27 protein-coding genes and 1 pseudogene are annotated in these 25,450 nt (G+C 73.8%); 15 read left to right on the forward strand and 13 right to left on the reverse strand.

What is annotated here, in order from left to right; genetic code table 11:
* Nucleotides 1-11: 11 nt before the first annotated feature.
* Complete coding sequence (locus ACFYXS_RS19230; protein WP_389249524.1) at nt 12-785, reverse strand: isocitrate lyase/phosphoenolpyruvate mutase family protein; 774 nt, start codon at nt 783-785, stop codon at nt 12-14.
* Between the two features lie 384 nt (nt 786-1,169).
* On the opposite strand from ACFYXS_RS19230, the pseudogene ACFYXS_RS19235 reads away from it, so the two are divergent.
* The 6 genes and pseudogenes from ACFYXS_RS19235 to ACFYXS_RS19260 all read left to right on the forward strand — a co-directional run.
* Nucleotides 1,170-1,394 (forward strand): annotated as a pseudogene (locus tag ACFYXS_RS19235) (ATP-binding protein); the annotation flags it as partial.
* A 68-nt stretch (nt 1,395-1,462) separates the two neighbouring features.
* Nucleotides 1,463-1,819, forward strand: a complete 357-nt coding sequence (locus ACFYXS_RS19240) for a WXG100 family type VII secretion target (protein ID WP_389249526.1) — start codon at nt 1,463-1,465, stop codon at nt 1,817-1,819.
* 64 nt (nt 1,820-1,883) lie between these two features.
* Nucleotides 1,884-3,488 (forward strand): peptidoglycan-binding protein, encoded by a 1,605-nt coding sequence (locus ACFYXS_RS19245; protein WP_389249528.1) that lies wholly within the window; start codon nt 1,884-1,886, stop codon nt 3,486-3,488.
* Between the two features lie 19 nt (nt 3,489-3,507).
* Nucleotides 3,508-3,936, forward strand: coding sequence for a hypothetical protein (locus ACFYXS_RS19250; protein ID WP_389249530.1), 429 nt, complete (start codon nt 3,508-3,510; stop codon nt 3,934-3,936).
* Between the two features lie 3 nt (nt 3,937-3,939).
* Nucleotides 3,940-4,359 (forward strand): hypothetical protein, encoded by a 420-nt coding sequence (locus ACFYXS_RS19255; protein ID WP_389249532.1) that lies wholly within the window; start codon nt 3,940-3,942, stop codon nt 4,357-4,359.
* Between the two features lie 100 nt (nt 4,360-4,459).
* On the forward strand, nt 4,460-6,508 hold the full coding sequence (locus ACFYXS_RS19260) for a sulfatase (protein ID WP_389249534.1): 2,049 nt from the start codon (nt 4,460-4,462) through the stop codon (nt 6,506-6,508).
* A 31-nt stretch (nt 6,509-6,539) separates the two neighbouring features.
* Here ACFYXS_RS19260 and ACFYXS_RS19265 read toward each other — a convergent pair whose 3' ends face one another.
* Together ACFYXS_RS19265 and ACFYXS_RS19270 are read right to left on the reverse strand one after the other, a co-directional pair.
* The gene (locus tag ACFYXS_RS19265; RefSeq protein WP_389249536.1) at nt 6,540-6,857 is read right to left on the reverse strand and encodes a hypothetical protein; all 318 of its coding nucleotides are present in this window, start codon (nt 6,855-6,857) and stop codon (nt 6,540-6,542) included.
* A 98-nt stretch (nt 6,858-6,955) separates the two neighbouring features.
* Nucleotides 6,956-7,342 (reverse strand): hypothetical protein, encoded by a 387-nt coding sequence (locus ACFYXS_RS19270; RefSeq protein WP_389249538.1) that lies wholly within the window; start codon nt 7,340-7,342, stop codon nt 6,956-6,958.
* A gap of 206 nt (nt 7,343-7,548) precedes the next feature.
* Here ACFYXS_RS19270 and ACFYXS_RS19275 point away from each other — a divergent pair, with 206 nt between their 5' ends.
* Nucleotides 7,549-8,514, forward strand: a complete 966-nt coding sequence (locus ACFYXS_RS19275; protein ID WP_389249541.1) for a DUF1152 domain-containing protein — start codon at nt 7,549-7,551, stop codon at nt 8,512-8,514.
* Here ACFYXS_RS19275 and ACFYXS_RS19280 read toward each other — a convergent pair.
* Nucleotides 8,444-10,318 (reverse strand): sensor histidine kinase, encoded by a 1,875-nt coding sequence (locus tag ACFYXS_RS19280; RefSeq protein ID WP_389249544.1) that lies wholly within the window; start codon nt 10,316-10,318, stop codon nt 8,444-8,446. The genes ACFYXS_RS19275 and ACFYXS_RS19280 overlap by 71 nt on opposite strands.
* Nucleotides 10,315-11,013: a response regulator transcription factor gene (locus ACFYXS_RS19285; protein WP_389249546.1), complete on the reverse strand. Its 699-nt coding sequence runs from the start codon at nt 11,011-11,013 to the stop codon at nt 10,315-10,317. Before ACFYXS_RS19285 ends, ACFYXS_RS19280 begins: the two co-directional genes overlap by 4 nt.
* 123 nt (nt 11,014-11,136) lie before the next feature.
* Here ACFYXS_RS19285 and ACFYXS_RS19290 point away from each other — a divergent pair, with 123 nt between their 5' ends.
* The 5 genes from ACFYXS_RS19290 (at nt 11,137) to ACFYXS_RS19310 (ending at nt 15,266) form a co-directional block, all read left to right on the forward strand.
* Entirely contained in the window at nt 11,137-11,763 is a 627-nt protein-coding gene (locus ACFYXS_RS19290) for a hypothetical protein (protein WP_389249549.1), read from the forward strand.
* Nucleotides 11,756-12,883, forward strand: coding sequence for a hypothetical protein (locus ACFYXS_RS19295; RefSeq protein ID WP_389249551.1), 1,128 nt, complete (start codon nt 11,756-11,758; stop codon nt 12,881-12,883). The genes ACFYXS_RS19290 and ACFYXS_RS19295 overlap by 8 nt, the downstream gene beginning before the upstream one ends.
* Nucleotides 12,880-13,590: an ABC transporter ATP-binding protein gene (locus tag ACFYXS_RS19300; protein ID WP_389249553.1), complete on the forward strand. Its 711-nt coding sequence runs from the start codon at nt 12,880-12,882 to the stop codon at nt 13,588-13,590. Before ACFYXS_RS19295 ends, ACFYXS_RS19300 begins: the two co-directional genes overlap by 4 nt.
* Entirely contained in the window at nt 13,587-14,783 is a 1,197-nt protein-coding gene (locus tag ACFYXS_RS19305; RefSeq protein WP_389249555.1) for an ABC transporter permease, read from the forward strand. Before ACFYXS_RS19300 ends, ACFYXS_RS19305 begins: the two co-directional genes overlap by 4 nt.
* Nucleotides 14,784-14,867: 84 nt before the next feature.
* Nucleotides 14,868-15,266 (forward strand): molybdopterin-binding protein, encoded by a 399-nt coding sequence (locus tag ACFYXS_RS19310; RefSeq protein ID WP_389249558.1) that lies wholly within the window; start codon nt 14,868-14,870, stop codon nt 15,264-15,266.
* Between the two features lie 27 nt (nt 15,267-15,293).
* Here the strand turns inward: ACFYXS_RS19310 and ACFYXS_RS19315 are convergent, their stop codons facing one another.
* Both ACFYXS_RS19315 and ACFYXS_RS19320 read right to left on the reverse strand, forming a co-directional pair.
* Nucleotides 15,294-16,472: an NAD-dependent formate dehydrogenase gene (locus ACFYXS_RS19315; RefSeq protein ID WP_389249560.1), complete on the reverse strand. Its 1,179-nt coding sequence runs from the start codon at nt 16,470-16,472 to the stop codon at nt 15,294-15,296.
* 115 nt (nt 16,473-16,587) lie between these two features.
* On the reverse strand, nt 16,588-17,535 hold the full coding sequence (locus tag ACFYXS_RS19320; RefSeq protein ID WP_389249562.1) for a LysR substrate-binding domain-containing protein: 948 nt from the start codon (nt 17,533-17,535) through the stop codon (nt 16,588-16,590).
* Nucleotides 17,536-17,807: 272 nt separating this feature from the next.
* On the opposite strand from ACFYXS_RS19320, the gene ACFYXS_RS19325 reads away from it, so the two are divergent.
* Complete coding sequence (locus ACFYXS_RS19325) at nt 17,808-18,665, forward strand: class II glutamine amidotransferase (protein ID WP_389249564.1); 858 nt, start codon at nt 17,808-17,810, stop codon at nt 18,663-18,665.
* Between the two features lie 63 nt (nt 18,666-18,728).
* On the opposite strand, the gene tsaA is transcribed toward ACFYXS_RS19325, so the two are convergent.
* Nucleotides 18,729-19,145 carry a tRNA (N6-threonylcarbamoyladenosine(37)-N6)-methyltransferase TrmO gene (gene tsaA / locus ACFYXS_RS19330; RefSeq protein ID WP_389249566.1) on the reverse strand — a complete coding sequence of 139 codons (417 nt, stop codon included), beginning with the start codon at nt 19,143-19,145 and terminating at the stop codon, nt 18,729-18,731.
* A gap of 9 nt (nt 19,146-19,154) precedes the next feature.
* Complete coding sequence (locus tag ACFYXS_RS19335) at nt 19,155-19,856, reverse strand: Clp protease N-terminal domain-containing protein (RefSeq protein WP_389249568.1); 702 nt, start codon at nt 19,854-19,856, stop codon at nt 19,155-19,157.
* A 198-nt stretch (nt 19,857-20,054) separates the two neighbouring features.
* On the opposite strand from ACFYXS_RS19335, the gene ACFYXS_RS19340 reads away from it, so the two are divergent.
* Together ACFYXS_RS19340 and ACFYXS_RS19345 are read left to right on the forward strand one after the other, a co-directional pair.
* Nucleotides 20,055-20,939 (forward strand): hypothetical protein, encoded by an 885-nt coding sequence (locus ACFYXS_RS19340; RefSeq protein ID WP_389249570.1) that lies wholly within the window; start codon nt 20,055-20,057, stop codon nt 20,937-20,939.
* Between the two features lie 72 nt (nt 20,940-21,011).
* Nucleotides 21,012-22,022, forward strand: a complete 1,011-nt coding sequence (locus tag ACFYXS_RS19345) for a trypsin-like serine peptidase (protein WP_389249572.1) — start codon at nt 21,012-21,014, stop codon at nt 22,020-22,022.
* 22 nt (nt 22,023-22,044) lie between these two features.
* Here the strand turns inward: ACFYXS_RS19345 and ACFYXS_RS19350 are convergent, their stop codons facing one another.
* The 4 genes from ACFYXS_RS19350 to ACFYXS_RS19365 form a co-directional block, all read right to left on the reverse strand.
* On the reverse strand, nt 22,045-22,836 hold the full coding sequence (locus ACFYXS_RS19350) for a maleylpyruvate isomerase family mycothiol-dependent enzyme (protein ID WP_389249574.1): 792 nt from the start codon (nt 22,834-22,836) through the stop codon (nt 22,045-22,047).
* A gap of 107 nt (nt 22,837-22,943) precedes the next feature.
* Nucleotides 22,944-23,948 carry an ABC transporter gene (locus ACFYXS_RS19355; RefSeq protein WP_389249576.1) on the reverse strand — a complete coding sequence of 335 codons (1,005 nt, stop codon included), beginning with the start codon at nt 23,946-23,948 and terminating at the stop codon, nt 22,944-22,946.
* Nucleotides 23,945-24,868: an ATP-binding cassette domain-containing protein gene (locus tag ACFYXS_RS19360; RefSeq protein WP_389249578.1), complete on the reverse strand. Its 924-nt coding sequence runs from the start codon at nt 24,866-24,868 to the stop codon at nt 23,945-23,947. Before ACFYXS_RS19360 ends, ACFYXS_RS19355 begins: the two co-directional genes overlap by 4 nt.
* A gap of 8 nt (nt 24,869-24,876) precedes the next feature.
* Entirely contained in the window at nt 24,877-25,317 is a 441-nt protein-coding gene (locus ACFYXS_RS19365; RefSeq protein ID WP_389249580.1) for a GntR family transcriptional regulator, read from the reverse strand.
* Between the last annotated feature and the right edge of the window lie 133 nt (nt 25,318-25,450).

A 25,450-nucleotide genomic window follows, 5' to 3' on the forward strand; every position in this document is an offset into this window, starting at 1 on the left:
AGGAACCGCGGTCAGCGGGCGGATTCCTCGTACCGCAGGAGCCTGCGCTGCATCTCCTGGTAGGGCGTCGCCGCGGGGACCGGCCGGCCGTCGCGGACGGCGGTCGCCGTGCCGACCGCGGCGTCGAGGGCGGAGCGGTACGGCAGGGAGCCGGTGCTGACGCGACGGATGCCCAGGGCGCCCAGCTCGGCGAGCGAAAGACCGGGCACGACGAGGACGTTGACGGGGACCGGGATCTCCGCGGCCAGCCGCCGCAGCTCCCCGGGATCGGTCGCGCCGGGCACGAAGACACCGTCGGCGCCCGCCTCGACGTACGCGGTCGCACGGCGCAGCGTCTCGGCGGGGCCGGCTTCCTGGCCCAGCCAGTACGTGTCCACGCGGGCGTTGACGAAGAGCCCCGGGGCACGGCGCTTCACCGCGCGGATCTTGCGCGCGTGGGACTCCGGCGCGATCAGCCGCCCGGCCGTGCTGTCCTCGATGTTGACCCCGGCCACGCCGAGGGCGGCGGCGTACGCGGCGACCTCCTCGGGATCCTCGTCGTAGCCGTCCTCGATGTCCGCGGTGATGTGGACGGGCAGCGGCGCGAGAGCGCGGGCCAGCGCGAGGGTCGCGTCCTTGGTGGCCCGGCCGCCGTCGGCACGGCCCGCGGCCGCGGCGACCCCGAAGCTGGTCGTGCCGACCGCCGGGAACCCCGCCTCGGCGAACGCGAGCGCCGAGGCGACGTCCCAGGCGTTGGGGAGGAGGAGGGGCAGGTCGCCCGCGAAGTGGAGCTCACGGAAGGTCATGGGCCAGGACGCCTTTCATGGGTCGCGTGCGGTAGGTGGTGGGGCGGGTGCGCCCCGTCCCCACCCACCACTCAACCCCTTCGGGGGCGCGCTGTCGTACGGGAAGAGGCGGTGGGAGGCGGGTGGGGTCCGAGCCCATCGGGCCCCCGCGCCGCGACGGGCGCGGAATGGCCTCTTCGGCCAACCCCCTCGGCCACCGTGTTCCACGGCGTCCTCAGCGGGAACAACGAACCGGCCGTCGTGGAACGGAGGGCTGGTCCGCACCACCGACCTGCCCGGCCCGTCCCGGCCCGTCCCGTCCCGTCGCGTCAGCGGTCGTCGCCGCCGTGGTCGTCGCTGGTGGCGACGCCACCGCGATCGTCACCGCCCGTGTGGACGCCGTGGGTGCCGGCGGCCGAACGGGAGCGGATCTTCGAGCGGTTCGTACGGCTGGCCGACGCGCGCAGCCGCGACGACGGCGGCGCGGCCCTGGGCCTGGCCATCGCCCGCGACGTGGCGCGACGGCACGGCGGCACGCTCACCGCGCACGCGGCACCGTCGGGCGGCGCGCTCCTCGAACTGACCCTGCCGGTGTCGGTGACGCCGGTCGGCGGCCGCCGGGCCCGGTAAAGAATGCGTATTGCTATAGTCACCGGCGGTCAAGTGACCGGCCAGTACGCGTGATTCGGGGGATGCGCATGAACGGCTCGGGTGGGTACGAGGTCCAGCGCGGCGGCATGGGCGACCAGGCGGGCCGCCTCGACCGCGCCGGGGACGACACCGGCGACATCGGCGAGGTCCTCGCCCGTCAGCTGTGCTGGACCGCCGACGCCCTCGGCGGCTCCGACTCCGGCCCGGCGTACGACCGGTTCGCCGCCGCCTGGCAGGCCGAGGCGCGGCTGCTGGAGGAGGCGCTGCACGAACTCGCCGGCAAGGTACGCCTGTCCGCCCGCGCCTACGGGACCGCCGAGCACGGGGCCGAGAGCGGGCTCCGGCGCGCGGCGACGACGACCGCGCCGGCCGAACCCGCGGGCCCGCGCTCGGTCTTCGGATAGCCGCCGCACCGGCGTCCACCGCCACCAGCCCACAGCCGTACGACACCACGGGGACCCAGCAGCCATGCCCGACACGGGGGAATCCACCACCGACCGCCGCGAGCGCCTGAGCGCCGCGCGGGACGACATCGCCGGCGCCGACAGCAAGAACGGCCTCATCGGGGCGATCAGGAAGGCCCTGGAGGTGTCTGCCCCGGTCGGCGACCCCGACGTCCTGGAGACCCTGGGCACCACCTACCGCAAGCAGGCCGACCAGGCGGAGAAGGTCCACGACGAGGTGGAGTCCGTCGCCCGGTCGGGACTGCCGGAGGTGTGGGTGGGCGACACCGGTGCGCGCGCCGCGGACGTCGTGGCCGCCGCCTACCGCGACGCGGACCAGATGGCCGTCGCCTTCCGCGCGGCGGGCAGCGCGCTGATGACGCTCTCCACGGCCGTGGAGTCCGCGCGGGCCGAGGACCGCGGCGGGCGCGAGCAGTTGCGCGAGGCGCTGACGATCCTGGGCGACGAGGACGGCTTCTTCGACGACATGGTCGAGAAGGACGCGGAGGAGGCCGAGCGGCGCCGCGCCCAGTCCGTCGCCGGTGCCGGGGCCGAGCGCCTGCACGCGGCCGCCGTCACCGCCGACGACGCCGCCCGCGCCGCCGCCCGCGAGCTCAACAAGTACGCCGCCGAGGCCCGCGCCGCCCGCATGGACACCGGCGAACTGTCCGCCGCCGACCGCCTCGCCCTCGCCGACACGGGCGTGGCCGGCGGCGACCGCGAGCACAACGAGATCCTCACCGCGACCGACCTGGACCGCGCCGGACAGCGCATGGACCGCATGTCCCCGGCCGACCGCGCGCGCTTCGAGCGGATGCTCGCCGAGGCCTCCACCCCGGAGGAACGCGCCTACCTCACCAAGGCCATGGCCGCGGGCTACGACGTGGACGAGGTCGCCGCCTTCCGCGACAAGATCCACGGCAAGGACCCGGTGTGGCTGCAGCGGCACCTGACGCCCTACGTCACGCGCGACGACAGCCTGGCCGACGAGGGCCGCAACCCCGACGGCTCCAACGTCAACTCCGACCAGGCCGACTTCAACGGCGAACGCTGGTCCCAGGAGGGCCCGACCTGCGTGCCCTCCTCGGTGGTCACCGGCCGGGCAATGGTCGACCCGGTCTACGCCCTGGAAATGACCGGCGGCCCGAGCGGGCAGGAGGAGGACACCGGCGCCTTCCGCGAACGGCTCCGCGACGAGCAGTCCCGGCTGTACGAGGAGGGCGACGGCGGCTACGCCTACGACTTCCCCTTCGGCCGCGAGCGCACCGGCATGGACCTGGAGGGGCAGACCGAGATCGCCGACAAGGAGATCAGCCCGCACACCGGCAGCGAGTACCACCAGCAGGACGTCCGCAGCGCCGACGCCCGCCGCGACGTGCTGCCGGACATCGAGCGCTCCGTCGCCGAGGGCAAGCCGGTGCCGGTCAACATCGAGGGGAAGGACGAGCACGGCGACCGCGTCGGCCACGCCGTGATGATCGTCGGCCAGGAGGGCGACATGCTCCAGGTCTACAACCCCTGGGGTCACACCACCTGGATCAGCGAGGACGACTTCGTCGACGGCCGCATGGACCGGACCGCCGACAACCGCATGCCCGACGCCTACTCCGTCCACCTGCCCGCCGAGTGAACCCGCCCGAGGACCGCCGATGACCACCCGATCCCTCCCGGCCGCCGCGGCCGCCACGACGGCCGCCGCGCTCCTCGCCCTGACCGGCTGCTCGTCGGGCACCGCCGAGTACGGCACCGGCACGCACGCCATCAAGGCGGCGCCGGGCGAGGAGTTCCGCATCTCCGTTCCCTACGACCCCGGACAGGGCGAGTGGTGGTACCGCGTCGACCCCGCGCCGGACACCGCGGTGCTGCGCGCGGGTGCCGAGGACGGGGACGACGGCGCGAAGACCTTCGCCTTCGAGGCCGTCGGCACGGGCCGGACGCAGGTCCGGCTGCTGCACTGCCCGGCCCGCACGTGCGTGGGCGCGGGCCCCTCGGCCTCCCCCTCGCCGGGCGTCACCGCCCAGCACACCGCCACCGATTCCGTGCCCCGCTACTACACGTACACCGTCACCGTGAGGTAACCCATGGCCCCGTCACCCGCTCCCCTCACCGAAGCCGAGCTGGCCGACCGCGCCGAACAGGACCTGCCGGTGCTGCTCCGCCACGGCCTGACCCGTCCCGGGCCGCAGCGCACCGCGCTCTTCGGCGACGGGGCCGTCGGCGCCGCCGTCCTGCTGGCCCGGCTGGACGTCCGCCCGCGCGCGGTCGCGGCACTCGCCGCGCTGGTCCGCGCGGGCGGTACGCAAGCCGCCGCCGCGCTGCCCGAGCCGCTGCCGGGCCCGCGGGCGACCGCCCTCGCGCAGCGCTGGCTCACCGCGGCGGATGCCTCCGGCGCGGGCGCCGACGTCGATGCCGACGAGACCACCGCACGCTGGCTGACCGCCGTCGCGGACATCATGGGTCTGCGTGTGGCAATGGGGAGGCAAAACCCGCCGGGGCGTTGAACCTGGCGCACCGTGAGGTCGTACAGCACCGTAGAAGCGGCGGTCCAGCACTCCGGCCCGCCACGCCGTCAGCGGGGCCTCGTACGGAAGGACCTTCGGGTTGTCGCTCTTCACGCGTTCTCAACAGCCGCCGGGCACGGACAAGGACGTGCCGCCCGGCGCAACCGGCGTCCCCGAGGACGCCGACACGACGGCCCCGGCCGCCCCGCCCGACAAGGCCGAACCGGCCGAACCGGTCGACACCGCCGCGGAGTCCGCCGAAGCCGCCGGCGCCCCGGAACCGGCCGAGGACGCCGACACCACGGCGACCGACGCCGCGGACGAGCCCGAGGCGGCCGGGGAGACCCGTTCCACCGACGACGACGCCGAAGCCGACCAGGCCGCAGCCGAACCGGACGCCGCCGAAGACGCGGACGAGCCCGAGACGGCCACGGACGCCCGGGCCACCGACGACGACGCCGAGGCCGAGTCCGTCACCCCGCCGCCCGAGGGCGAGACCCCGCGGGGGTGGCGGGGGCGGTATCCGGGGGCCGCGCGGGGCGTGGCGGCGGCGACGACCGCGCTGGCCGCGGTGCTCGTGCTGGGTGCCGTGCTGCTGCCGGACGCGCTGGACAAGCTGACGGTCGTGCAGTTCACGCGGATCCCGGCGGAGGCCCTGCTCGCTGTGGGGCTGGCGCTGCTGCTCCCGCCGCGGCCGCGGCGGATCGTCGCCATCGTGCTCGGCATCGCCCTCGGTCTGCTGACCATCCTGAAGTTCCTCGACATGGGCTTCCGCTCGGTGCTCAACCGCCCCTTCGACCCGGTGCTGGACTGGACCCTGGTCAGCGACGGCGAGGAGTACCTGAAGGAGACCTCGGGCCAGGCCTTCGCCGTCGCCGCCGTCATCGGGGCGATCCTGCTGGTCGTGGCCCTGCTGGTGCTGATGACGCTGGCCCTCGTACGGATGAGCGACGTCGTCACCCGGCACAGTGCCGTGGCGACCCGCGCCACGCTGGTGCTCGGGACGCTGTGGGTCGCGCTGGCGGCCTTCGGGGTGCGGATCGCCGGTGACCCGCTGGCCGCGAAGACCACGGCGGAACAGGCCGCGGACCACATCCACATGGCGCGGGTCAGCCTGGCGGACTCGAAGAAGTTCGCCAAGGAGGCGGCCGTCGACCCGTTCGCCGACGTCCCGCCGGACCAGTTGCTGAGCGGGCTGCGCGGCAAGGACGTCATCTTCGCCTTCGTGGAGAGCTACGGCCGCAGCGCCGTCGAGTCACCGGAGATGGCACCGCAGGTGAACGCGATGCTGGCGGACGGGACGAAGCGGCTCCAGGCGGCCGGTTTCTCCTCGCGGAGCGCGTTCCTCACCTCGCCGACGTTCGGCGGCGGGAGCTGGCTGGCGCACTCGACGTTCCTGTCGGGGCTGTGGATCGACAACCAGCAGCGCTACCGCACCGTCACCTCCAGCGACCGGCTCACCCTCACCGGCGCCTTCCAACGCGCGGACGCCTGGCGCACGGTGGGCATCATGCCGGGCGTCATCCGGTCCTGGCCCGAGGGCAAGTTCTACGGACTGGACAACGTCTACGACTCCCAGCACCTCGGCTACAAGGGCCCCAACTTCAGCTGGTCGCCGGTGCCGGACCAGTACAGCCTGGAGGCCTTCCAGCGCATGGAGCACGGCCAGAAGCACGACAAGCCGCTGATGAGCGAGATCATCCTGGTCTCGAGCCACCGCCCCTGGGCGCCGATCCCGCGGACGGTCGGCTGGGACGAGCTCGGCGACGGCTCGATCTTCAACGCCATCAACAAGGAGGGGAAGAACCCCGACGACGTCTGGAAGAGCGCGCACTCGGTGCGCCAGGAGTACGCCAAGTCCATCGAGTACTCGGTGAACAGCCTGGTGTCCTGGGTGGAGCGGTACGGCAACGACAACACCGTGCTGGTCTTCCTGGGCGACCACCAGCCGACCACCATGGTCAGCGGGAAGAACCCGAGCCATGACGTGCCGATCGCCCTCGTCGCCCACGACAAGGACGTCCTCGACCGGATGTCCGGCTGGGGCTGGCAGGACGGGCTCCAGCCGCACCCGGACGCGCCGGTGTGGCGGATGGACACCTTCCGCAACCGCTTCCTGACCACGTACGGGGCGAAGACCGCGCCGTAGCGCGGTCTTCGCGGAACGGGCCGGAACGGGCTCAGCCGCCGAGGGCCCGGGTGATCTGCTGGACGTTGTTCCAGCTGTTGTCGCCCGGGCCCTCGTACGTGTTGTTGCTGTTCTGGGAGCCCATGGCGATGTCGGGGTTGCCGCTGTAGTTCGCCGTCCCGTTGATCGTGACGTTCTGGCTGTTGTTCATGTTTCCGCTGTTCACGGGCCCGTTGGCGCAGAACCGGGTGTCCGGCGTGCAGCGGGCGCGGACGTCGGTGGACCCGGCGGCGGACGCCGGCCCGGTTCCGCACAGCAGCAGGGTCCCGGCACCGGCGGTCACCAGGGCGTATCGCACGGCTCGTGTCATCGCAGACCTCTCGATCCTCACGCCCCCCGTGGGCGGAATCAGCACATGCGCCACCATTGTCCGCCGGGCCCCCGTGCCCGACCACTCGGCGCTCCCGGCTAGCGGCCCCGGCCGCCCTGTCCCCGGAGGACCTGGGTGGAGTTGGCGCTGTCCACGGCGTCGCCGTTGACCTCGTTGTTGGAACCGGTGGAGCCGTTGGAGCTCGACAGGTTGCCGCTGTTGTTGGGGTTGCCGCGGTTGACGAAATTCCCGCTGTTGCGGCTGTTGCCGCTGCGGATCGGGCCGTTCACGCAGGTCACGGGGCCGTGGTAGGTGAATCCGATCAGCGGCCCGCACACCACGTTGGGTCCCGCCTGGAGCACCGTGCCGACGTCCGCGCCCGCGACCGCGTGCAGCAGCGACGGTTCCGGGTGGAGCGCCTGGGCCTCGGCCTCCCCGGGCGCGGTACCCAGCACACCGAGGGCTCCCGCGACGACGACTCCCACTCGGGCGATCCTCTTCACCGTTCCCCGTATCCCTCGGCCCCTTCACCGGCGTCCCCGTCATACGACCCCGACACCGAGGTTATACACCGCTTGCCCCATCTCGTCCGGCGGCCGGCGACCCGCTCCCCGGTCGCCACGCGCGTCCCGCCGCCGATTTCCCCCGAACGGCCCAACGCCCCCCGGGAAGGGACTGTTACCGTCCACCGGTGTTCACCCTTGACGAGCCGGCCCTCTTCACACGGCTGCGGGACGCGCGGCGGGTGCTCGTGGCCGGAGCGGGCGGCGGATTCGACGTGTACGCCGGGCTCCCCCTGGCGCTGGCGCTGCGCACGGCCGGCAAGGAGGTGACCCTGGCCAACCTGTCGTTCGCGGACCTGTACGGCCTGGACACGGAGGTGTGGGTCGAGCCGGGCGTCGCCGCGATCCGCCCGGACACCGTGGCGCGGGGCACGTACTTCCCGGAACGCACCCTCGCGCGGTGGCTGGAGGCGCGGGGGATGCCGTCCACGGTGTACGCGCTGGAGCGGACGGGCGTGGAGCCGCTGCGCGCGGCCTACCGGGCGCTGATCGCGCACCTGGGCGGGGTCGACGCGATCGTGCTGGCCGATGGCGGCACCGACATCCTGATGCGGGGCGACGAGCACGGGCTCGGCACCCCGGAGGAGGACATGGCGAGCCTCGGCGCCGTCCACGGGCTGACCGACGTGGCCGAGCGCCTCGTGGTGTGCCTCGGCTTCGGGGTGGACGCCCACCACGGCGTCAACCACACGCTGGTGCTGGAGAACCTGGCCGCCCTGGAGCGGGACGGCGCGTACCTCGGCGCGTTCTCGCTGCCGCGCGACAGCCGCGAGGGAGCGCTCTACCTGGACGCGGTGGCCGACGCGCAGGCCGCGACGCCCGACCACCCGAGCATCGTCAACGGCTCCGTGGCGGCCGCCGTGCGGGGCGAGTTCGGGAACGTGCAGTTCACCGAGCGCACCCGGCACAGCGAGTTGTTCGTCAATCCGCTGATGGCGCTGTACTTCTGCGTGGACGCCGTGGGCCTGGCCCGCCGCAACCTGTACCTCGACCGGCTGGAGGGCACGCAGCTCACCCGGCAGATCAGCTCGGTCGTCGAGGAGTTCCGCGACGACCTTCCGCGTCAGCGGCCGCCCCGGACGTTTCCCCACTGAACGGCAGCCGCAGGGTGAAGACCGAGCCGGCGCCGGGCGTGCTCCCGGCGGTGACCGTGCCCCCGTGGGCCTGCGCGAGGCCGCGGACGATGGCGAGGCCGAGACCGCTGCCGCCGGTACTGCGGCTGCGGGACTTCTCTGCCCGCCAGAAGCGGTCGAAGACGTGCGGCAGGTCCTCGGGGTCGATGCCGCTGCCCGTGTCGGCGACCGCGACGAGGGCGGTGTCGCCGGCGCGCCGCCCGCGCAGGGTGACGGTGCCGCCGGCCGGGGTGTGGCGGACCGCGTTGGAGACCAGGTTGCCGACCGCCTGACGCAGCCGGACCGGGTCGCCGTGCAGGTCCGCGAGGTCGTCCGCGGTGTCCACGGCGAGGACGACCCCGGCCTTGTCGGCGCGGCCGCGGTGCGCCCCGGCGACCTGGCGCAGCAGGTCGGCGAGGTCCACCGGGCCCTTGTGGAGCCGCAGTTCGCCGGCGTCGGCGGCGGCGAGGTCCTGCAGGTCGTCCACGACGTGCTGAAGCAGCAGCGCCTCCTCCAGCAGCGAGGAGATCAGGGCCCGGTCGGCGGGGACGATGCCGTCCTCGGCCGCCTCCAGCCAGCCGCGGATGGTGCTGAGCGGGGTCCGCAGCTCATGGGCCACGTCGCCGACCATGGCGGTGCGCAGCCGCTCCAGTTCGGCCCGGCGCCGGGACATGTCGTTGAAGACCTCCGCGAGCCGGCTGATCTCGTCGCGGCCGGTGACCGCCACCCGCGCGGAGACGTCGCCGTCCTTGAACCGCCGGGCCGCCCCGGTCAGCGCGCGCAGCGGCCGTACGAGCCGCAGGCCCAGGACGACGGTGACGGCGACGGTGAGCAGCAGGACACCCCCCACGACCCCGGCGATCCGCACCCGGTTGGGCGCGGACAGATCGAAGGGGGAGGAGGGGACGGCGGCCTCCGGGTCGGGAGCGCCGACGAAGAGCAGCGCGGGCGGGGCGACGTACGGGGTGAGTTGCTCGCGGCGGGCGGTGGCCAGGCACTGCGCCTGCGTGCGGCGGGCAGCCGGGCTGCGGGACCCGGTGGTCGTCCAGGTCAGGTCGAGGGCGAGGTACACGGGCGGGGCGTCGCGGCGGGCGAGGCAGGTGTCGACCAGGGTGTTGAGGCGGGCGAGCGCGCGGGCCTCGGTGGCCGTGGGCTCGTCCAGTCCGACCGCCTCGCAGCCGGAGCCGGCGGGCGGCGGGGCGAGATAGGTCTGGAGCCGCGGCCGCCCGCTGGGCGTGGTGGTGACGGTGGCGTCGAGGCCGAGGGCGTCGTGCAGGCAGGCCGCCTCCCGTTGGGCCAGTCCCCTCAGGTGGTCGCGTTCCGCGCGCAGCAGCCGGAACGGGCCGACCGCGCGCGGGTCGATGCGGTCGGAGTCGCCCGCGCCGGGCACGAAGACCGAGTCGACCGCGAGGGGGTCCACGGTCGCCGACGCCCGGTCGGGCAGCGGCGCGGAACGGGCGCCCCCGGCGGAGTCCCCGGAGGCGGCCGAGTCCGCGAACGGCCGGCGGTTCTGGTCGGTGAGGGCGATGCGGTGCCCGGTCTCCCGGGCCAGCCGGTCGACCAGCCGCTGCGCACCGCGCCAGTCGTCCTGCCCCGCCGCCAGCCCCAGCAGCGCGTCGTAGATCCGTGCGTCGTCGGCGAAGGCCTGGCCCTGCTCCTGGTGGATGGCGCGTGCGGTGGTGCGGACGGCGAGCCAGGCGGTCGCGCCGATCGAGCAGACGGATATCAGCACCGACAGGACGAGCAGCCGCAGCACCAGGCTGCCGCGCAGGCCCGGCCGGGTCACACGTCCCCCGCGAGCTTGTAGCCCACGCCGTAGACGGTGAGCAGGCGGATCGGGCGGGCCGGGTCGGGCTCGATCTTGCGGCGCAGGTTCATCACGTGGGTGTCCACCGTGCGCACGGTGAAGTACCGTCCGGTCCCGTGCAGTTGGGCCAGTATCTGCTCGCGGGTGAAGACCCGTCCCGGCTGCTCCGCCAGCGTCTCCAGCAGCCGGAACTCCCCCGGTGTGCAGTCGACCGGCTCGCCGTCGCAGCTCACCTCGTGGCGCACCGGGTCGACGGCGATGCCGCCCACGGTGAGCACGGGATCCGGACGGGGGGCGGCGGCCGGCGCGGGACGGGCCCGCCGCAGCAGGGTCCGTACCCGGGCGACCAGTTCGCGCGGGCTGTAGGGCTTGGCCATGTAGTCGTCGGCGCCCAGGTCCAGGCCGAGCAGCAGGTCGTCCTCGGTGCAGCGGGCGGTCAGCATCAGCACCGGCAGGTCGGACTCGCGGCGCAGGATGCGGCAGACGTCGAGTCCGTCGACCTTGGGCATCATCACGTCCAGGACGAGCAGGTGCGGTGGATCGCGGCGCAGTTCCTCCAGCGCGGCCCGGCCGTCGTGGACGACGGTCACCGTGTGGCCCTCGTGCTCCAGGTAGAGGCGGACCAGCTGGGCCTGCTTGGTGTCGTCCTCGGCGACCAGGATGCGTGCGCTCATGCCGGGAGTATAGATATGACAAATGACGCGTTTCCCTGGTCGCGGGCGCTTCCGGGCCGGGACCAAGGGACCGCGAACGCTTCCTGACAGGTTCCCCACATTCGCCGCCCACGATGGGGCGGCATGACCCGCTCGCACATCCCCCGCCGCGTCCCGCGCCCCTTGGGGGCCGCCACCGTCCTCGCCGCCGCGCTGCTGCTGGCCGGCTGCGGCGGCTCCTCCTCCCCGGGCGGCGACACCGCCGCCGGGAAGGACGACGTCGCCTCGCTCCAGACCGCGTCCGCCCCCGCCGCCGGGGACGAGTCCCCCGCCTCCGGGGCCCCTGCCCCTTCCACGGCCCCCGGCCAGGGCCGGCCGCAACTGCGCCTGGACATGACCGATGCCGAGACGCAGGTCTACTGGGAGGGCTACTGGAAGTGCCTGAAGGAGCACGGGCACAAGATGATCCTGCAACGCGGCCCCTACTCCGTCGACCAGAACGACAACAGCCCCACCGCCAAGGCCGCGGAGAAGGCGTGCGCCGGCAAGATGCCGCTCCAGCCGCCCGAGACCGAACGCGAGACCAACCCCGACTTCGACGAGGACTACCGCGCCTACGTCACCTGCCTCAACGACGGCGGCCTCCACGTCACGGCGCTGCCCGGCAACACCGGCTGGAACTTCACCGGCACGAACACCATGAGCGACGAGAAGATGGCGGACCTCGACCTGAGCTGCAAGGTGAAGTCCTTCGGCGGCGGCCATGGCTGAGCACCGCCTCCACGTCCGCCGCAGACACCGGTTCACGGTGACCCTGGCCGTCCTGCTGTCCGCCGGTACGGCCGGGGCGGGCACCGTCGCCTGGAATGCGCGGGCCGGCACCCACGAGAGCGCGCCCGACCAGCCGGTCCACCTCCACACCAGCAAGGTGGCCAGGACCGACCTCTCGACCCGCCGCACGATGCCCGGCACCCTCGGCTACGGGCGGCCGCTGCCCCTGCGCGGCAAGGGCGCGGGCACGGTCACCCGGCTGCCGTCCCCCGGCGCGCGGGCCGCCCGGGGCAAGGCCCTGTACTGGGTCGACGACCAGCCCGTCACCGTCTTCTTCGGCGACACCCCGTTCTTCCGCCCGCTGGACAAGCTGGGACTGCACGGGCACGACGTCACGGTGCTGGCCGACAACCTCAGAGCCCTGGGGTACGACATCGGGGACACCGCGTGGTCCTCCCGCCACACCGCCGGGGCGGAGGGCGCGTCCGGCGGGGACGAGTTCACCCCCGCCCTGAGCGCCGCGCTGAAGCGGTGGCAGCAGCACACCGGCCAGCAGGCCACCGGCACCCTCGCCCTCGGCCGGGCCGTGGTCCTGCCGGGGCCGGTGCGGGTGAACACGGTCGGCGCCGTCCTGGGGGACCCCGCCGAGGGGGACCTGCTCACGTACACCTCGACGGCCAAGTCCGTGGCGCTCACCGTGGACGCCACCGATGTGGGCGGCGTCCGCACCGGGCAGGCCGTCACCGTCACGCTGCCGGACAACCGGGAGATCCCGGCCACCGTCACCGTGGTCGCCCGCGCCGTCCAGGGCGGCTCCTCGGACGAGGAGCAGGCCCAGGCCGGCCCGCCCACGGTCGCCGTCACCGTCACGCCGCGGCGGGCCGCGGACGTCAAGGCGCTCGACTCCGCCTCCGTGCAGGTCCTGTTCACCAGCACCGAGCGCAAGGGCGTCCTCGCCGTTCCCGTCACCGCGCTCGTCGCGCTCCGCGAGGGCGGGTACGCGGTGCAGCGGCCCGGGGGCGGGCTGGTCGCGGTGGAGACCGGGGTGTTCTCCGACGGCCTGGTCGAGATCAGCGGACCGGGCGTCGGGGAGGGCATGACCGTGGTGACGGCCTCATGAGCCGGCCGCCCACCGCGCCGGTCCTCGTCGTGCACGAGGTGAGCAAGACCTACCCCGGCGACGTCACGGCCCTGGACCGGGTGTCACTCACTGTCGGGGAAGGCGAACTGCTCGCCATCCTGGGGCCGTCCGGGTCCGGCAAGTCCACGCTGCTGCACATCATGGGCACCTTGGACCGGCCGACCTCCGGCACCGTCGAGATCGCCGGGCACGCCGTCTCCGGGCTGGACGACGGCCGGCTGTCCGCGCTGCGCGCCCGGCTGCTCGGCTTCGTCTTCCAGCACTTCCACCTCACCGACGGCCTCGACGCGGCGGAGAACGTCGCCACCGGCCTGCTGTACGCGGGCGTGCCGCGCCGGCTGCGGCGCCCGCGCGCCGAGGAGGCACTGGCCCGGGTGGGCCTGGCGCACCGCACCCGCCATCTGCCGCGCCAGCTGTCGGGCGGCGAACGGCAGCGGGTCGCCATCGCCCGCGCGCTGGTCAACGAGCCCGCGCTGGTGCTCGCCGACGAGCCGACCGGGGCCCTGGACAGCACCAACGGGCAGGCCGTGCTGGACCTGCTGACCGCGCTCAACCGGGAGGGCACCACCATCGCGGTCATCACCCACGACCGGGACGTCGCCGCCCGGCTGCCGCGCCGGGTCGAACTGCGCGACGGCCGGATCTCCTCCGACACCACCCGCACCCCCGCCGGGAGCCCCGCATGAACCAGCGCATCAGGCTCGCCCCCCTGGACGTCCTGCGGCTCGGCCTGCTGGGCCTGCGCACCCGCAGGACCCGGGCCGCGCTGTCCGCGCTGGGCATCGCCATCGGCATCGCGACGCTCGTCGTGGTCACCGGCATCCCCGCCTCCAGCCAGCGGGCGCTGATGGACGAACTGTCCGCGCTGGGCACCAACATGCTGCGCGCACAGCCGCCGCCGTCGGGCAGCGGGCCGGAGGCCCTGCTCCCCGAGGCCGCCGACGCCATGGCCGCCCGCATCGGCCCCGTCACCAGCGCGAGTGCGGTCGCCAACACCCATACGACGGTGCGGCGTTCCGACCTGGCCGACCCCAACGACTCGATCGGGATGAGCGTCCTGGCCGCCAGGACCGATCTGCTGGGCACGATCGGCGGCAGCATGCGGTCGGGGCGGTTCCTCACCCCCGCCACCGAGCGCTTCCCGACCGCCGTCCTCGGCCCTCGCGCCGCGTCCCGGCTGGGCTTCGACCGGATCGTCCCGGGCAGCGAGCCGCTGGTGTCCATCGACGGCCACGCGTTCACCGTGATCGGCGTGCTCCGGCCGATGCCGCTCACCCCCGAGCTGGAGACCTCCGTCCTGGTCGGCTGGGACGCGGCCCGCGACACGCTCGGCTTCGACGGCCACCCCACGGTGATCTACGTCAGGGCGGTCGAGTCGCGGATCGAGGCGGTGCGTGACGTGCTGCCCGCCACCGTCAACCCCGAACTGCCCGGTCTGGTCCAGGTCAGCCGCCCCTCGGACGCGCTGGCCGCCAAGCGCGCCACACAGCAGACCTTCTCGGCCCTCTTCCTGGGCCTGGCCGGGGTCGCCCTGCTGGTCGGCGGGATCGGCGTGGCGAACACGATGGTGGTCTCGGTACTGGAGCGGCGCAGGGAGATCGGCCTGCGCCGGGCCCTGGGCGCCAACCGCCGCCAGATCCGGGGGCAGTTCCTCGCGGAGTCCGTCGCCCTGTCGGTCCTGGGCGGGCTCACCGGCACCGTCCTGGGCGCGGCGGCGACGGCCGGCTACGCGCTCTCCCGGTCGTGGCCGCCGGTCCTGCCGCCGCTCGCGCTCGCCGCGGGTGTGCTCGGCGCGCTGGTCGTGGGCGCGGCCGCGGGCGTCTACCCGGCGGTCCGTGCCTCGCGGCTGCCGCCGACGGAGGCGCTGGCGGCGGTGTGACGCGGCCCCGGGAGCGGGCGGCGGTGCCCCGCCTCCCGGGGCGGACGGCGGGATATCGTCGGGCCGAGGCGAGAGGAATCCGACATGCCCTCCTACACCATCGGCCAGGCCGCCCGGCTGCTCGGCGTCAGCCCCGACACCGCGCGCCGGTGGGCCGACGCCGGCCGGGTCGCCACGCACCGCGACGAGGGCGGCCGCCGGCTCATCGACGGCCGCGACCTCGCCGCGTTCTCGGTGGAGCTCGCCCGCACCGGGGGAGGCGCCGACGACGAGGTGTCGCACACCTCGGTCCGCAACGCCTTCCCCGGCATCGTCATCGCCGTGAAGCTCGGCGACGTCGCGGCCCAGGTGGAGATCCAGGCCGGCCCGCACCGGCTGGTGTCCCTGCTCACCCGTGAGGCCGTCGAGGAACTCGGCCTGGAGGTCGGCATGGAGGCCACCGCCCGCGTGAAGTCCACCAGCGTGCACATCGACACGGTCTGACGGCCCCGCCGGCCCCTGCCGGCCCGGTCAGGAGGCGCTGCCCGCCGACGCGGAGGTCGAGTAGGAGTGCGCGCCCGTCCCGGCCAGCGCCCCGCCGTCGACGATCAGGTACTCGTCGCGGATCGCCTTGCCGTCCAGCCAGGACTCCAGGATCTCCCGGGTGCCGGCGGCGTAGCGTGCCTGCGCCGACAGCGAGGAGCCGGAGATGTGCGGGGTCATGCCGTGGTGCGGCATGGTCCGCCACGGGTGGTCGGCGGGTGCGGGCTGGGGGTACCAGACGTCGCCCGCGTAGCCGGCCAGCTGACCGCTGCGCAGTGCCCGGTCGATGGCGTCCCGGTCGGCGATCCGGGCCCGCGCGGTGTTGATCAGGTACGCGCCGCGCTTCATGGTGCCGATCAGCTCGTCCCCGAACAGGCCCTCGGTCTCCGGGTGCAGCGGCGCGTTGATGGTGACCACGTCGCAGTGCGGCACCATCGAGGCGGTGTCGGCGTGCCAGGTCAGGCCGAGCTCGCGCTCGGTCTCCTCCGGGAGCCGGTGCCGGTCCGTGTAGTGCAGCTTGACGTCGAAGGGCGCCAGCCGGCGCAGCACCGCGAGCCCGATCCGGCCGGCCGCGACCGTGCCGACGTGCATGCCCTCCAGGTCGTAGCTGCGGGCCACGCAGTCGGCGATGTTCCAGCCGCCGTCCAGCACCACCTTGTGGGAGGGCAGGTAGTTGCGCACCAGGGACAGCGTCATCATCACCACGTGCTCGGCGACGCTGATGCTGTTGCAGTAGGTGACCTCGGCGACGGTGACCCCGTGCGCGATCGCCGCGTCCAGGTCGACGTGGTCCGAGCCGATGCCCGCGGTGACCGCCAGCTTCAGGTTCTTGGCGGCGGCGATGCGCTCGGGGGTGAGGTAGGCGGGCCAGAAGGGCTGGGAGATCACGACGTCGGCGTCCGGCAGTTCCCGGTCGAAAACCGACCCGTCGCCGTCCTTGTCGGAGGTGACCACCAGCGTGTGGCCGCGGCTCTCCAGGAAGCGGCGCAGGCCCAGTTCCCCGGTGACGCTGCCGAGCAGATGGCCGGGGGTGAAGTCGGTGTCCTGCGGGGTGGGCGTGGTCTGCCCGCCGGGGTAGTGGTCGATGCGGGGCAGGTCGTCACGGGCGTACGTGGTCGGGTACCCGTCGGTCGGGTCGTCGTACAGGACACAGAGAACCTTGGCCATGATCGCGGCTCCTCAACACCGTTGCCGGAAGGTGCCTTTCACCATCCTCGCGAGGGATTCCGCAGGTCAAAGCGATTGTCGCTATGCCGGGATAGGCGGCGTCTATCACCTGCGGTCAGCGCCGTCCGAGGTAGCTGTGCAGCAGTTCGTCCAGCGCGTCCCGCACACCCGCCTCACGCCCCACCTCCAGCAGCGCCCCGCCGAGCACCGACCCCGGCTCGTGGTCCGCGACGACCAGCCCCACCCGCGGTCCCCGCGCCGGACCCCGCAGCGGCATCACGCGCATGCCGTCCGGCACCCCGAACATGTGCAGCCACGCGTGCGAGATGACGCTCGACCAGCGGCCGCCCGCCAGGTGCGCGTACAGACCGGCCACCGTGTCGGACTCCACCGCCGGATCGGCCGTCACGCCCTCGGCGGCGAAGCACGCGTCGATGATCCGCCGGTTGCGCATCCGCGGCGCCAGCAGGCACAGCGGCAGCGCCGCGACCTGCGCCCAGCTCACCTTCTCCGCCGGGTCCGGGCCGGGGCCCGGGCCCGGGGCGCCGTCCGCGGGCGTCAGCAGGACGTAACGCTCCTCGTACAGCGGGAACTTCCGGACGTGGACGAGCGTGTCGTCGTCCAGGTACGTCATCGCCACGTCGAGCTCGAAGTCCGCCAGCCGGCGCGTGATGTCCCCCGAGGACAGCGACTCCAGGCTCACCCGCGCCCGCGGGTGCCGGGCGCAGAAGGGCGTGGTCAGCAGCGACGCGGCGGTCAGCGCCGTGGGGATCGCGCCCATCCGCAGTGTGCCGCTCAACCCGCCGCGCATCTCCGACAGCTCCTGCCGCAACGCGTCCCGCTCCGCCAGGATGCGGTGCCCCCAGGCCAGCACCCGTTCGCCCTCCGGCGTCAGGCCCTCGAAGCGGCGGCCGCGCATCACGATCGGCACCCCGAGCTCGTGCTCCAGTTTCCGTATCGCCGCGGACAGCGAGGGCTGGGAGACGTAGCAGGCCTCCGCGGCGCGTGCGAAGTGCCGTTCGCGGGCGAGCGCGACCAGGTACTCCAGTTGACGAAGCAGCATGCCGCGGAGCCTACGGACCGGGCGGCCCGAAGGCTCCCCCCTCGGGGGTTCCGGACCGCTCACGTGGCATCCGCGGCATCGGGAGGTCCCCCAGGCGGCCTGCGGACGGCTGCGTTCCGGGGGCGCCGATCCGCATCCCGCCCACCGCGATCACGCGGAACCCGTGCCCCGTCGCCGAGTGAGGCGGGTCTCGGCCTGCGGCAGGACACGAAGGGGGGTAAAGAAGTAGAAGGGGGAGAACGAGGGGACACCCGGGGAAGAGGGTGGTGCTGATGTGCCGGTGGCTGGCCTATTCGGGCACACCCATGCTGCTCGACAACATTCTGTACAAGCCCCAGCACTCTCTGATCGACCAGAGCCTGCACTCCCGCATGGGTGTCGAGACGACCAACGGCGACGGCTTCGGCATCGGCTGGTACTCGCCCGGACTGGAGACCCCCGCGATCATCCGCGACACCGGTCCGGCCTGGAACAACCGCAATCTGCGGGAGATCGCGCACCACGTCACCTCGCCCACGTTCTTCGCCCATGTACGGGCCTCCACGGGCACGGCGATCCAGCAGACCAACTGCCACCCCTTCCGGCTGGGCCGCTGGCTGTGGATGCACAACGGCTCGATCACCGACTTCCACCGGCTGCGCCGCGACCTGTCGATCGCCATCGATCCCGTGCTCTTCTCCCGCCTGGAGGGGTCCACCGACTCCGAGGTGATGTTCCTGCTCGCCCTCAGCTTCGGCCTGGACCAGAACGCGCCGGACGCCGTGGCGCGCATGGTGGGCCTGGTGGAGCAGGTCGGCCACGAGCACGGGGTGGAGTTCCCCATGCAGATGACCGTGGCGGTGACCGACGGCGAACGGCTGTGGGCGTTCCGCTACTCCAGCGAGGGCAGGTCGCGCTCGCTGTTCTACAGCAGCCGCGTGAAGTCGCTGGAGGAGCTGCACCCCGACCTGTGGTGGCTGCAGGAGGTCTCCCCGGCGACCCGGCTGGTGGTCTCCGAGCCCCTGGGCAACCTGCCGGACGCCTGGCACGAGATGCCGGAGAGCACGTACAGCGTCGTGCAGCCGGGCCGCGACGAACTGCTGCCCTTCACCCCGCTGCCGGTCGACCCCCGCGACGCCGCCCCCGTCTGACGTGGGTCCCCGGGTACGGGACGAGGTCCCGGACGCCGTCGCGGCGCCGCCCGGGACCCCTGGTCACCGCTCGTCGAACCGCCCGAGCACGGGCTTGACGTCCACCACGGGCGTGCCGTCCAGCGCCTCCAGCCGGCGCACCCGCACGCGCAGCCCGTCGATCTCGGCGATCTCCACGCGGTGCAGCCCCACCGGATTCGGCCGGTCCGGCGACCGCGTCCCGAACACCCCGGTCAGCGGCCGGTCCGGCTCCCCGCGCGGCCGCACCTCCAGCACGTCCCGGCGCGCCCGGTCCAGCCAGGTGAGCACCAGCACCTCCATGCCGGCCCGCAGCCCGCGCAGCCCCTCCGCCACCGCCGGCTCGAACACCAGCCACGCCTCGGGCGCCCCCTCGTCCGCCTGCTTCGGCGCGTCCTGCCTGCGCTTGAGCGGCGACTCCACCCGCCCGACGGGCCGCAGCACGTACTCCGGCCGCTCCATCCCGCGCGGTCACTCCCCGCCGCGGGCGGCGGCCGCGGCGGCGACCATCTCGGTGACGGCGGTCTCCGTCGTGAACTTGTCGATGCCGAGGGTGGTGAGGGGGCCGGTGCCGTCCTCGAGTTCGAGGAGGGCGAGCAGGATGTGCTCGGTGCCGATGTAGTTGTGGCCGAGGCGCAGGGCCTGGCGGAAGGTGAGTTCGAGGGCCTTGCGGGAGCGGAGGTCGTAGGGGACGACCTCGGGGACCTGGCCGGCGGCGGGGGGCAGGGCGGCGGTGAGGTGTTCGCGGACGGCGGGGAGGGCGTGGCCCTGCGCCGTGAAGACGCGGGCGGCGATGCCCTCCGGTTCCGCGAGCAGGCCGAGGGCGAGGTGTTCGGGGGTGACCTCGGCGTTGCCCGCGGTGCGGGCCTCGGTGTGGGCGGCCATGACGGTGTTGCGGGCACGGGGGGTGAAGCGGCTGAAGCCCTGGCTGGGGTCGAGATCGGGGACGAAGCGCTTCTGGGCGGCCTGCTTGGTGACGCCCATGCTCTTGCCGATGTCGGTCCAGGAGGCGCCGGAGCGGCGGGCCTGGTCGACGAAGTGGCCGATGAGGTGGTCGGCCACGTCTCCGAGGTGCTCCGCGGCGAGGACCGCGTCGGAGAGCTGGTCGAGCGCGTCGGGGTGGGCCTTCTTGATGGCCTCGATGAGGTCGTCGAGCCGAAGGGGTTGCGTCATGCGTCAACCTTAGGTTGACGCATCGAGGATCGTCAACCCGAAGTTGACGATTGCCTCCGGGCGATCCGGGAATCGTCACGGTCACGTCTCCGCGTGATCCCGTCCGAACCGGTCCGGAGCGCGGTCCGTGGCAGGGGTGTGCAACCGCCCCGGGGACGCCGGGGCGCCGACCGAACCGATACCCCGGGGGTTCCCACGATGTTCCGCACGCGCGCCACCGCACTCGCCTCCCTCGCCGCCGCAGGCATGCTCCTGCTGTCGGCCTGCAACGGCGCCACCACCGCGTCGAGCGCACCGACGGCCGGCGCCGCCGACCTGTCCTTCCGGTCCGGCACCGCTCAGCAGAACCACGCGCAGCCGAACACCGGCGACCTCGCGCCGGGCGCCGCCCCCGCGGCGGCCGCGCGGAAGCCGGTGGCCCGCACGTGGGTGCAGCTCTCGGCCGGCAGGGCCGGGGCGCTGGACCCGGTGGTGCTCAACGGGGCCGGTTTCACGCTCTACCGCTTCGACAACGACTCGGCGAATCCGTCGCGGTCGACCTGCTTCGACGCCTGCGCGAGCACGTGGCCCCCCTACCTGGTCGCCAAGGGCGGCAAGGTCTTCATCGACGGCATCCGGAAGTCGGCGATCGGCTTCGTCCCGCGCGACGGCGCCTTCCAGGTGACGATCGGCGGCTGGCCGGTCTACCTCTTCAGCAAGGACACCGAGCCCGGCGACACCAACGGGCAGGGCGTCGGCGGCACGTGGTTCGGCGTCACCCCGGACGGGCAGAAGGCCGGCCGGGCCGCGGGCGGCGGCCAGAACGGCCAGAACGGCGGTCAGAACGACGGCGCGAGCCCCTCGGCCGCACCCGCGACCAGCGCCACGTTCTTCGACTCCGCGAACTTCGCCGACCCGGCCGAGGGCATCACCGGCCCGGGCTGCCGGCCGGTCCGCTTCTCCGGCTCCCTGCAGATCAGCGGCTTCGCCAAGATCTGGGACGGCCCCGACTGCACCGGCACGTCCCTGGTCGTCCAGGGCGACGTCAACGACCTGTCGGCCATCGGCTTCCCGGCCGTGAAGTCCGTCCGCTTCTTCAACTGACCCCCGCCCGCGGCCTTCGGGGCGGAACGCTTCCACCCCGAACGTGCCCACCCCTACGCGAGGAACTCGACGATGCGCTCCGCACCCCGGCGTCCGTGGACCGCCGTCTGCCTGATGGTCCTGCTCGCCCTGGCCGCAGCGACCGGCTGCTCCGGCCCGGCACGGCAGGCGCTGCCCGGCTTCTCCAACCCCTTTGTCCCCGGCCTGTGGACAACGGAGCGGATGGCCGGGGCCGCTGCGGCGGACACCCGCGTACCCGCCGGTCTCGGCGCCGACGCGGGCGGGACCGACCCGGAACCCGCACCCGTGGCGGCCGTGCCCGAGCGCACGCCGTACCGCGACAGCGCTCCCGTGCTGGGCAGGGTCTTCTTCGACACCCCCCAGGGGCCGGCCGTCTGCTCCGGCACCGCGGTCGAGGATCCGGCCCGCCCGGGCCGCTCCGGCCTGGTGTGGACGGCAGGGCACTGCGTGCACGGCGGCGCCGGGGGCACCTGGTACCGCAACATCGTCTTCGTGCCCTCGTACAACGACCGGGGGCTGCGCGGCGGCGACCGGGCGGCCGCCGGGACGGACGAGGTCGCGCCCTTCGGGATGTGGTGGGCGGACCGGGCCGCGACCTCCGCGGAATGGACCGCCGAGGGGGCCCCGACCGGCGGCGCCGGTTCACCGGGCGACTACGCGGTGCTGCACGTGAGCATGCCGGGCCGCGGCGCGTCCCTCCAGGAGACGACCGGCGCGGCCGCTCCCGTCTGGTTCGACGCCCCGCCGACGCGCGCCGTCCCCGCGATGAAGGCCTGGGGCTACCCGGCGGCCGCGCCCTTCGACGGCGAGCGGCTGTTCTCCTGCCAGGACCGTCCCGGACGGCTGTCACTCCGCGCCGACCGGGCGTCGCTCTACCGCATCGGGTGCACGATGACCGGTGGCGCCTCCGGCGGCGGCTGGTTCGCCGAGCGGCCCGACGGCACGCTCGCGCTCGTCAGCGACACCTCCATCGGCCCCCCGGCGGCCACCTGGCTCGCCGGCCCGCGCCTGGGCGCGGAGGCGCGGTCGGTGTACGAGTCGGTCGCCGCGGATGCGGCCTGAACGGTCCCGGGACCGCCGCGCCTCAGGGCGCGGTGAACAGCGACGGGAAAGCCGGCGCGAGCCACGGCTTGCGGCCCCAGGCGAGGATCTTGCCGCGGGCCACGGCACCGGTGGCGGTGCGCCGGCCGAGCGCGATGAGCAGGAACGTCACGGGCTCGGCGACGATCGTCACGTCGGCGCGGCCGGGGAGTTCCGGCGTGACCTCCGCGGCACCGCCGCTGAAGGTGACCGCGAAGCGCGAGCCGCCGCGCACCCGCAGGTCGTAGCAGGCGGTGTGGCCGTCGGCCGCGGCGCTGAGCACGCGGGGCATGGCGGTCATGACGAACGGCACGGTCGCCTCCACGGCCGCCGCGTCGATCATGTGCGGGCGGCGCAGCGCGGCGGCGATGTCCCAGCCATGACCGAGCATGTGCGCCACCAGGTACGACCCGAGGGTGGCCAGGTCCATCGGGCCGAGCGGGGTGAGGACGGGCTGCTCCGCCGGGCGGCCGGCCGCCGCCTCGGTGAACGCCTTGGCGTGGCGCACGACACCCTCGGCCAGCACGGCCGGGTCGCGCTCGGGGTACGCCTCCAGCGAGGCCGCGTTGGCGGCGGCGAGGCTGCCGGCCGTGCCGTCGCCGTAGGGCCGGTCGTCGCCCCCCGCGAGCGCCGCCATCAGCTCGTTCGCCAGCACGAGGTGCGCCGCCGCCTCGCCCACCGTCCACTGGGCCCCGGGGATGCGCACGGACGCGTCCGCGCAGGGGCGGAGCAGCTCGGCGATCCGCTCGGCGGTGGCGTGGACGGCTGCGGTGACCTGCGGCGGGACGGACGTCATGGAGGAGAAGGGTGGCCGAGGCGGGTACGTCTGTAAAGACCCGTGACGCGCCGAGGACCCGGCTCCCGCCCCTGGTGAGGGACGGGAGCCGGGTCCGGGCGCCGGGCTCAGACCAGTCGCCTGCGGCCCCGCAGGACGATCACCGCGACGAGGGCGGCGGTCAGCACGAACAGGATGCCCGCGCCGAGCCACTGCATCGTCGACAGCTGCGAGATGGGCAGGTACTCGGTCGACCAGCCCACCACGTCCAGCTTGCGCAGGCAGACCTCGACGGCCTTCTCGTCCGCCTCCTTGGCGCACGTGCCCCAGCCCATCAGCTTGCCGGAGCCTGTGACGTAGTTGGAGTCGATCTCGAACGCGCCGGCCGGCAGTGCGGGGGACTGGCCCGGCAGACCCGCGGCGTGGTGGGTGGCCACGGTGACCGAGGTGCCCAGGTGCAGCCGGGTCAGGCTCCAGACGACCTCCGAGAAGACCGCGAAGAAGAAGGTCACCACCATCGCCGTCAGCGTGCGCCGCAGCAGCGTGCCGACGAGGACGCCCGCGGCGACGAGGAACAGGGTGAGCGCCACCGGTACCGGACCGGTGGTGTCGAAGTAGCCGGCCTCGGTCCACCCGGCCTGGCTCTTCGCCGGCTCCCACCACCAGGCGTACGCGACCGAGAGCAGTGTCGTGCCGATCACCAGGAGGAGCCCGGTGATGACGAGCTTGTTGGCGATCCACCGCACCCGGCTCACGGACTGCGCCGCGATCAGCTTGGCGGTGCCGTTCTCCAGGTCCGGGGCGAGCAGCGGGGCGCCGATGAAGACGGCGAGAAGAATGGGGACGAAACTGAGCGCCAGGCCCGCCTGGCTCAGTTGCTGGGAGTAGGCGGTGAAGCCCTGGACCCAGTCGTCGGACTTCAGGTGGGGCCAGCCGTACGGTGCGAGGTAGTCCGTCAGGGCGGAACGCCGCCAGGCGATCCCGGCCACTCCGGCCACGGTCAGGGCGATCAGCGTCCAGTACGCGGCCCGGTGCTGCCGCCACACCAGCCAGGTCATGCCGCTCAGGTGCGGGCGGCGGGTCGCCCCGGCCGGGGCGGCGGCGGGGGTCCTCGGCTCGGTCATGGTGCTCATGCCGCCACCGCCACCCGGGCCGTGGGGCTGATCAGCGCGGGGGCCCCGGGGTTGCGCAGGTAGGCGAGCAGGAGTTCCTCCAGGTTCGGGGTGTCGGCCTGCCACGGGGCGCCGACCGGCCCGTCGGGGCGTATGAGGGCGGTGAACTGCCGCCCGTTCACGCGGGACTCGACGAACGTGTGGTGCTCCAGGCCGGCCGGCACGCCCGGACCGCCGTCGGCGACACCGGTCAGCAGGGCGTGGGCGGAGAGCAGTTCGTCCACGTCGCCGGCGAGGCGGAGCCCGCCGCCGGCGATGACCATGAGGTAGTCGCAGATGCTGCCCAGCTCGGCGAGCATGTGCGAGGACATCAGGACGGTCGTGCCGTGCTCGGCCACCTCGGCCATCAGCAGGCTCATCATCTCGTGGCGCACCAGCGGGTCCAGGTCGGACAGCGGCTCGTCCAGGAGCAGCAGGTCGGGACGCTTGCCGAACGCGACGGCGAAGGCGACACGGGTGCGCTGGCCGCCCGACAGGGTGCCGATCCGCGCGTTCAGCGGCACGTTGCCGGAGCGCACGATGCCCTCGGCGGCGGCCTGGTCCCAGCCGGGGTTCAGCTCGCGGCCCATGCGCAGCGTCTCGGCCACGGTGAAGCGCTTGTACAGCGGCTTCTCCTGGGCGAGGAAGGCGACCCGGCGGCCGGCCTCCGCCGACTCGGGGGCCGCGCCGAACACGCGCAGCGTTCCGGCGGTCGGCTCCAGCAGATTGGCGGCGATGCTCATCAGCGTCGTCTTGCCCGCTCCGTTGGGCCCCACCAGACCGCAGATCCGGCCGGCCGGCAGCCGGAAGGAGCAGTCCTGCAGCGCCCAGCCCCGGCGGTACTTCTTCCCGACGCCGTAGGCCTCGATCGCCGACTCCTCCGGTGGTCCCGGAAGATCCATGCCCTCACTCATCCGCGCTTCCCGCTTCCCGTGTTCCCGTGCGTTTCCGTGCCCGCGGCGGACGCCAGGGGATCGGCGTACCGCTCTTCCAGTACCGACGTGACCAGGGCGATCACGTCGTCCCGCTCCAGGCCCGCGGCACGGGCCCGGAGCACCCACTCGTCCAGCTCGCCGCGCAGCGGCGAGTCCGGCCCGGCCTGCGGGCGGGCGAGCGACCGGCGGACGAACGTCCCCAGGCCCGGACGGGGCTCGACGAGCCCCTCCCGCTCCAGCTCCCGGTAGGCCTTCAGCGTCGTGTTGGGGTTGACCGCGCTGCTCTCCGCGACCTCTTTGGCCGTCGGCAGCCGGTCGCCCGGTTCCAGCACGCCCAGCCGCAGTGCCTGCTTGGTCTGCTGGACGATCTGCTGGTAGGCGGCGACGCCGCTCCGCCGGTCGATGCGGAACTCCACGTTCCCAGCACCACCATTCCACTACTTGATTAGTGGAACGATGATGCGTCGGCCCCGCGGCGGTGTCAAGCACGGACCCGGGAAGCGGTCCGGGGACACAAAAAAGAGCGCCCCCCGGCAGTGGCACTGCCGG

Origin of the sequence: Streptomyces sp. NPDC002574 (assembly GCF_042889545.1) — a bacterium.
Classification (GTDB): domain Bacteria; phylum Actinomycetota; class Actinomycetes; order Streptomycetales; family Streptomycetaceae; genus Actinacidiphila.

Bases quoted from the DNA above. Each gene is read 5' to 3' on its own strand.
- ACFYXS_RS19300 (WP_389249553.1), top strand. From the start codon at position 12,880: ATGAGCCGGCCGCCCACCGCGCCGGTCCTCGTCGTGCACGAGGTGAGC.
- ACFYXS_RS19340 (WP_389249570.1), top strand. From the start codon at position 20,055: ATGTTCCGCACGCGCGCCACCGCACTCGCCTCCCTCGCCGCCGCAGGC.
- ACFYXS_RS19255 (WP_389249532.1), top strand. From the start codon at position 3,940: ATGGCCCCGTCACCCGCTCCCCTCACCGAAGCCGAGCTGGCCGACCGC.
- ACFYXS_RS19310 (WP_389249558.1), top strand. From the start codon at position 14,868: ATGCCCTCCTACACCATCGGCCAGGCCGCCCGGCTGCTCGGCGTCAGC.
- ACFYXS_RS19230 (WP_389249524.1), bottom strand. From the start codon at position 785: ATGACCTTCCGTGAGCTCCACTTCGCGGGCGACCTGCCCCTCCTCCTC.
- ACFYXS_RS19245 (WP_389249528.1), top strand. From the start codon at position 1,884: ATGCCCGACACGGGGGAATCCACCACCGACCGCCGCGAGCGCCTGAGC.
- ACFYXS_RS19290 (WP_389249549.1), top strand. From the start codon at position 11,137: ATGACCCGCTCGCACATCCCCCGCCGCGTCCCGCGCCCCTTGGGGGCC.
- ACFYXS_RS19285 (WP_389249546.1), bottom strand. From the start codon at position 11,013: ATGAGCGCACGCATCCTGGTCGCCGAGGACGACACCAAGCAGGCCCAG.
- ACFYXS_RS19305 (WP_389249555.1), top strand. From the start codon at position 13,587: ATGAACCAGCGCATCAGGCTCGCCCCCCTGGACGTCCTGCGGCTCGGC.
- ACFYXS_RS19265 (WP_389249536.1), bottom strand. From the start codon at position 6,857: ATGACACGAGCCGTGCGATACGCCCTGGTGACCGCCGGTGCCGGGACC.
- ACFYXS_RS19355 (WP_389249576.1), bottom strand. From the start codon at position 23,948: ATGAGCACCATGACCGAGCCGAGGACCCCCGCCGCCGCCCCGGCCGGG.
- ACFYXS_RS19295 (WP_389249551.1), top strand. From the start codon at position 11,756: ATGGCTGAGCACCGCCTCCACGTCCGCCGCAGACACCGGTTCACGGTG.
- tsaA (WP_389249566.1), bottom strand. From the start codon at position 19,145: ATGGAGCGGCCGGAGTACGTGCTGCGGCCCGTCGGGCGGGTGGAGTCG.
- ACFYXS_RS19350 (WP_389249574.1), bottom strand. From the start codon at position 22,836: ATGACGTCCGTCCCGCCGCAGGTCACCGCAGCCGTCCACGCCACCGCC.
- ACFYXS_RS19315 (WP_389249560.1), bottom strand. From the start codon at position 16,472: ATGGCCAAGGTTCTCTGTGTCCTGTACGACGACCCGACCGACGGGTAC.
- ACFYXS_RS19240 (WP_389249526.1), top strand. From the start codon at position 1,463: ATGAACGGCTCGGGTGGGTACGAGGTCCAGCGCGGCGGCATGGGCGAC.
- ACFYXS_RS19345 (WP_389249572.1), top strand. From the start codon at position 21,012: ATGCGCTCCGCACCCCGGCGTCCGTGGACCGCCGTCTGCCTGATGGTC.
- ACFYXS_RS19250 (WP_389249530.1), top strand. From the start codon at position 3,508: ATGACCACCCGATCCCTCCCGGCCGCCGCGGCCGCCACGACGGCCGCC.
- ACFYXS_RS19325 (WP_389249564.1), top strand. From the start codon at position 17,808: ATGTGCCGGTGGCTGGCCTATTCGGGCACACCCATGCTGCTCGACAAC.
- ACFYXS_RS19320 (WP_389249562.1), bottom strand. From the start codon at position 17,535: ATGCTGCTTCGTCAACTGGAGTACCTGGTCGCGCTCGCCCGCGAACGG.
- ACFYXS_RS19335 (WP_389249568.1), bottom strand. From the start codon at position 19,856: ATGACGCAACCCCTTCGGCTCGACGACCTCATCGAGGCCATCAAGAAG.
- ACFYXS_RS19360 (WP_389249578.1), bottom strand. From the start codon at position 24,868: ATGGATCTTCCGGGACCACCGGAGGAGTCGGCGATCGAGGCCTACGGC.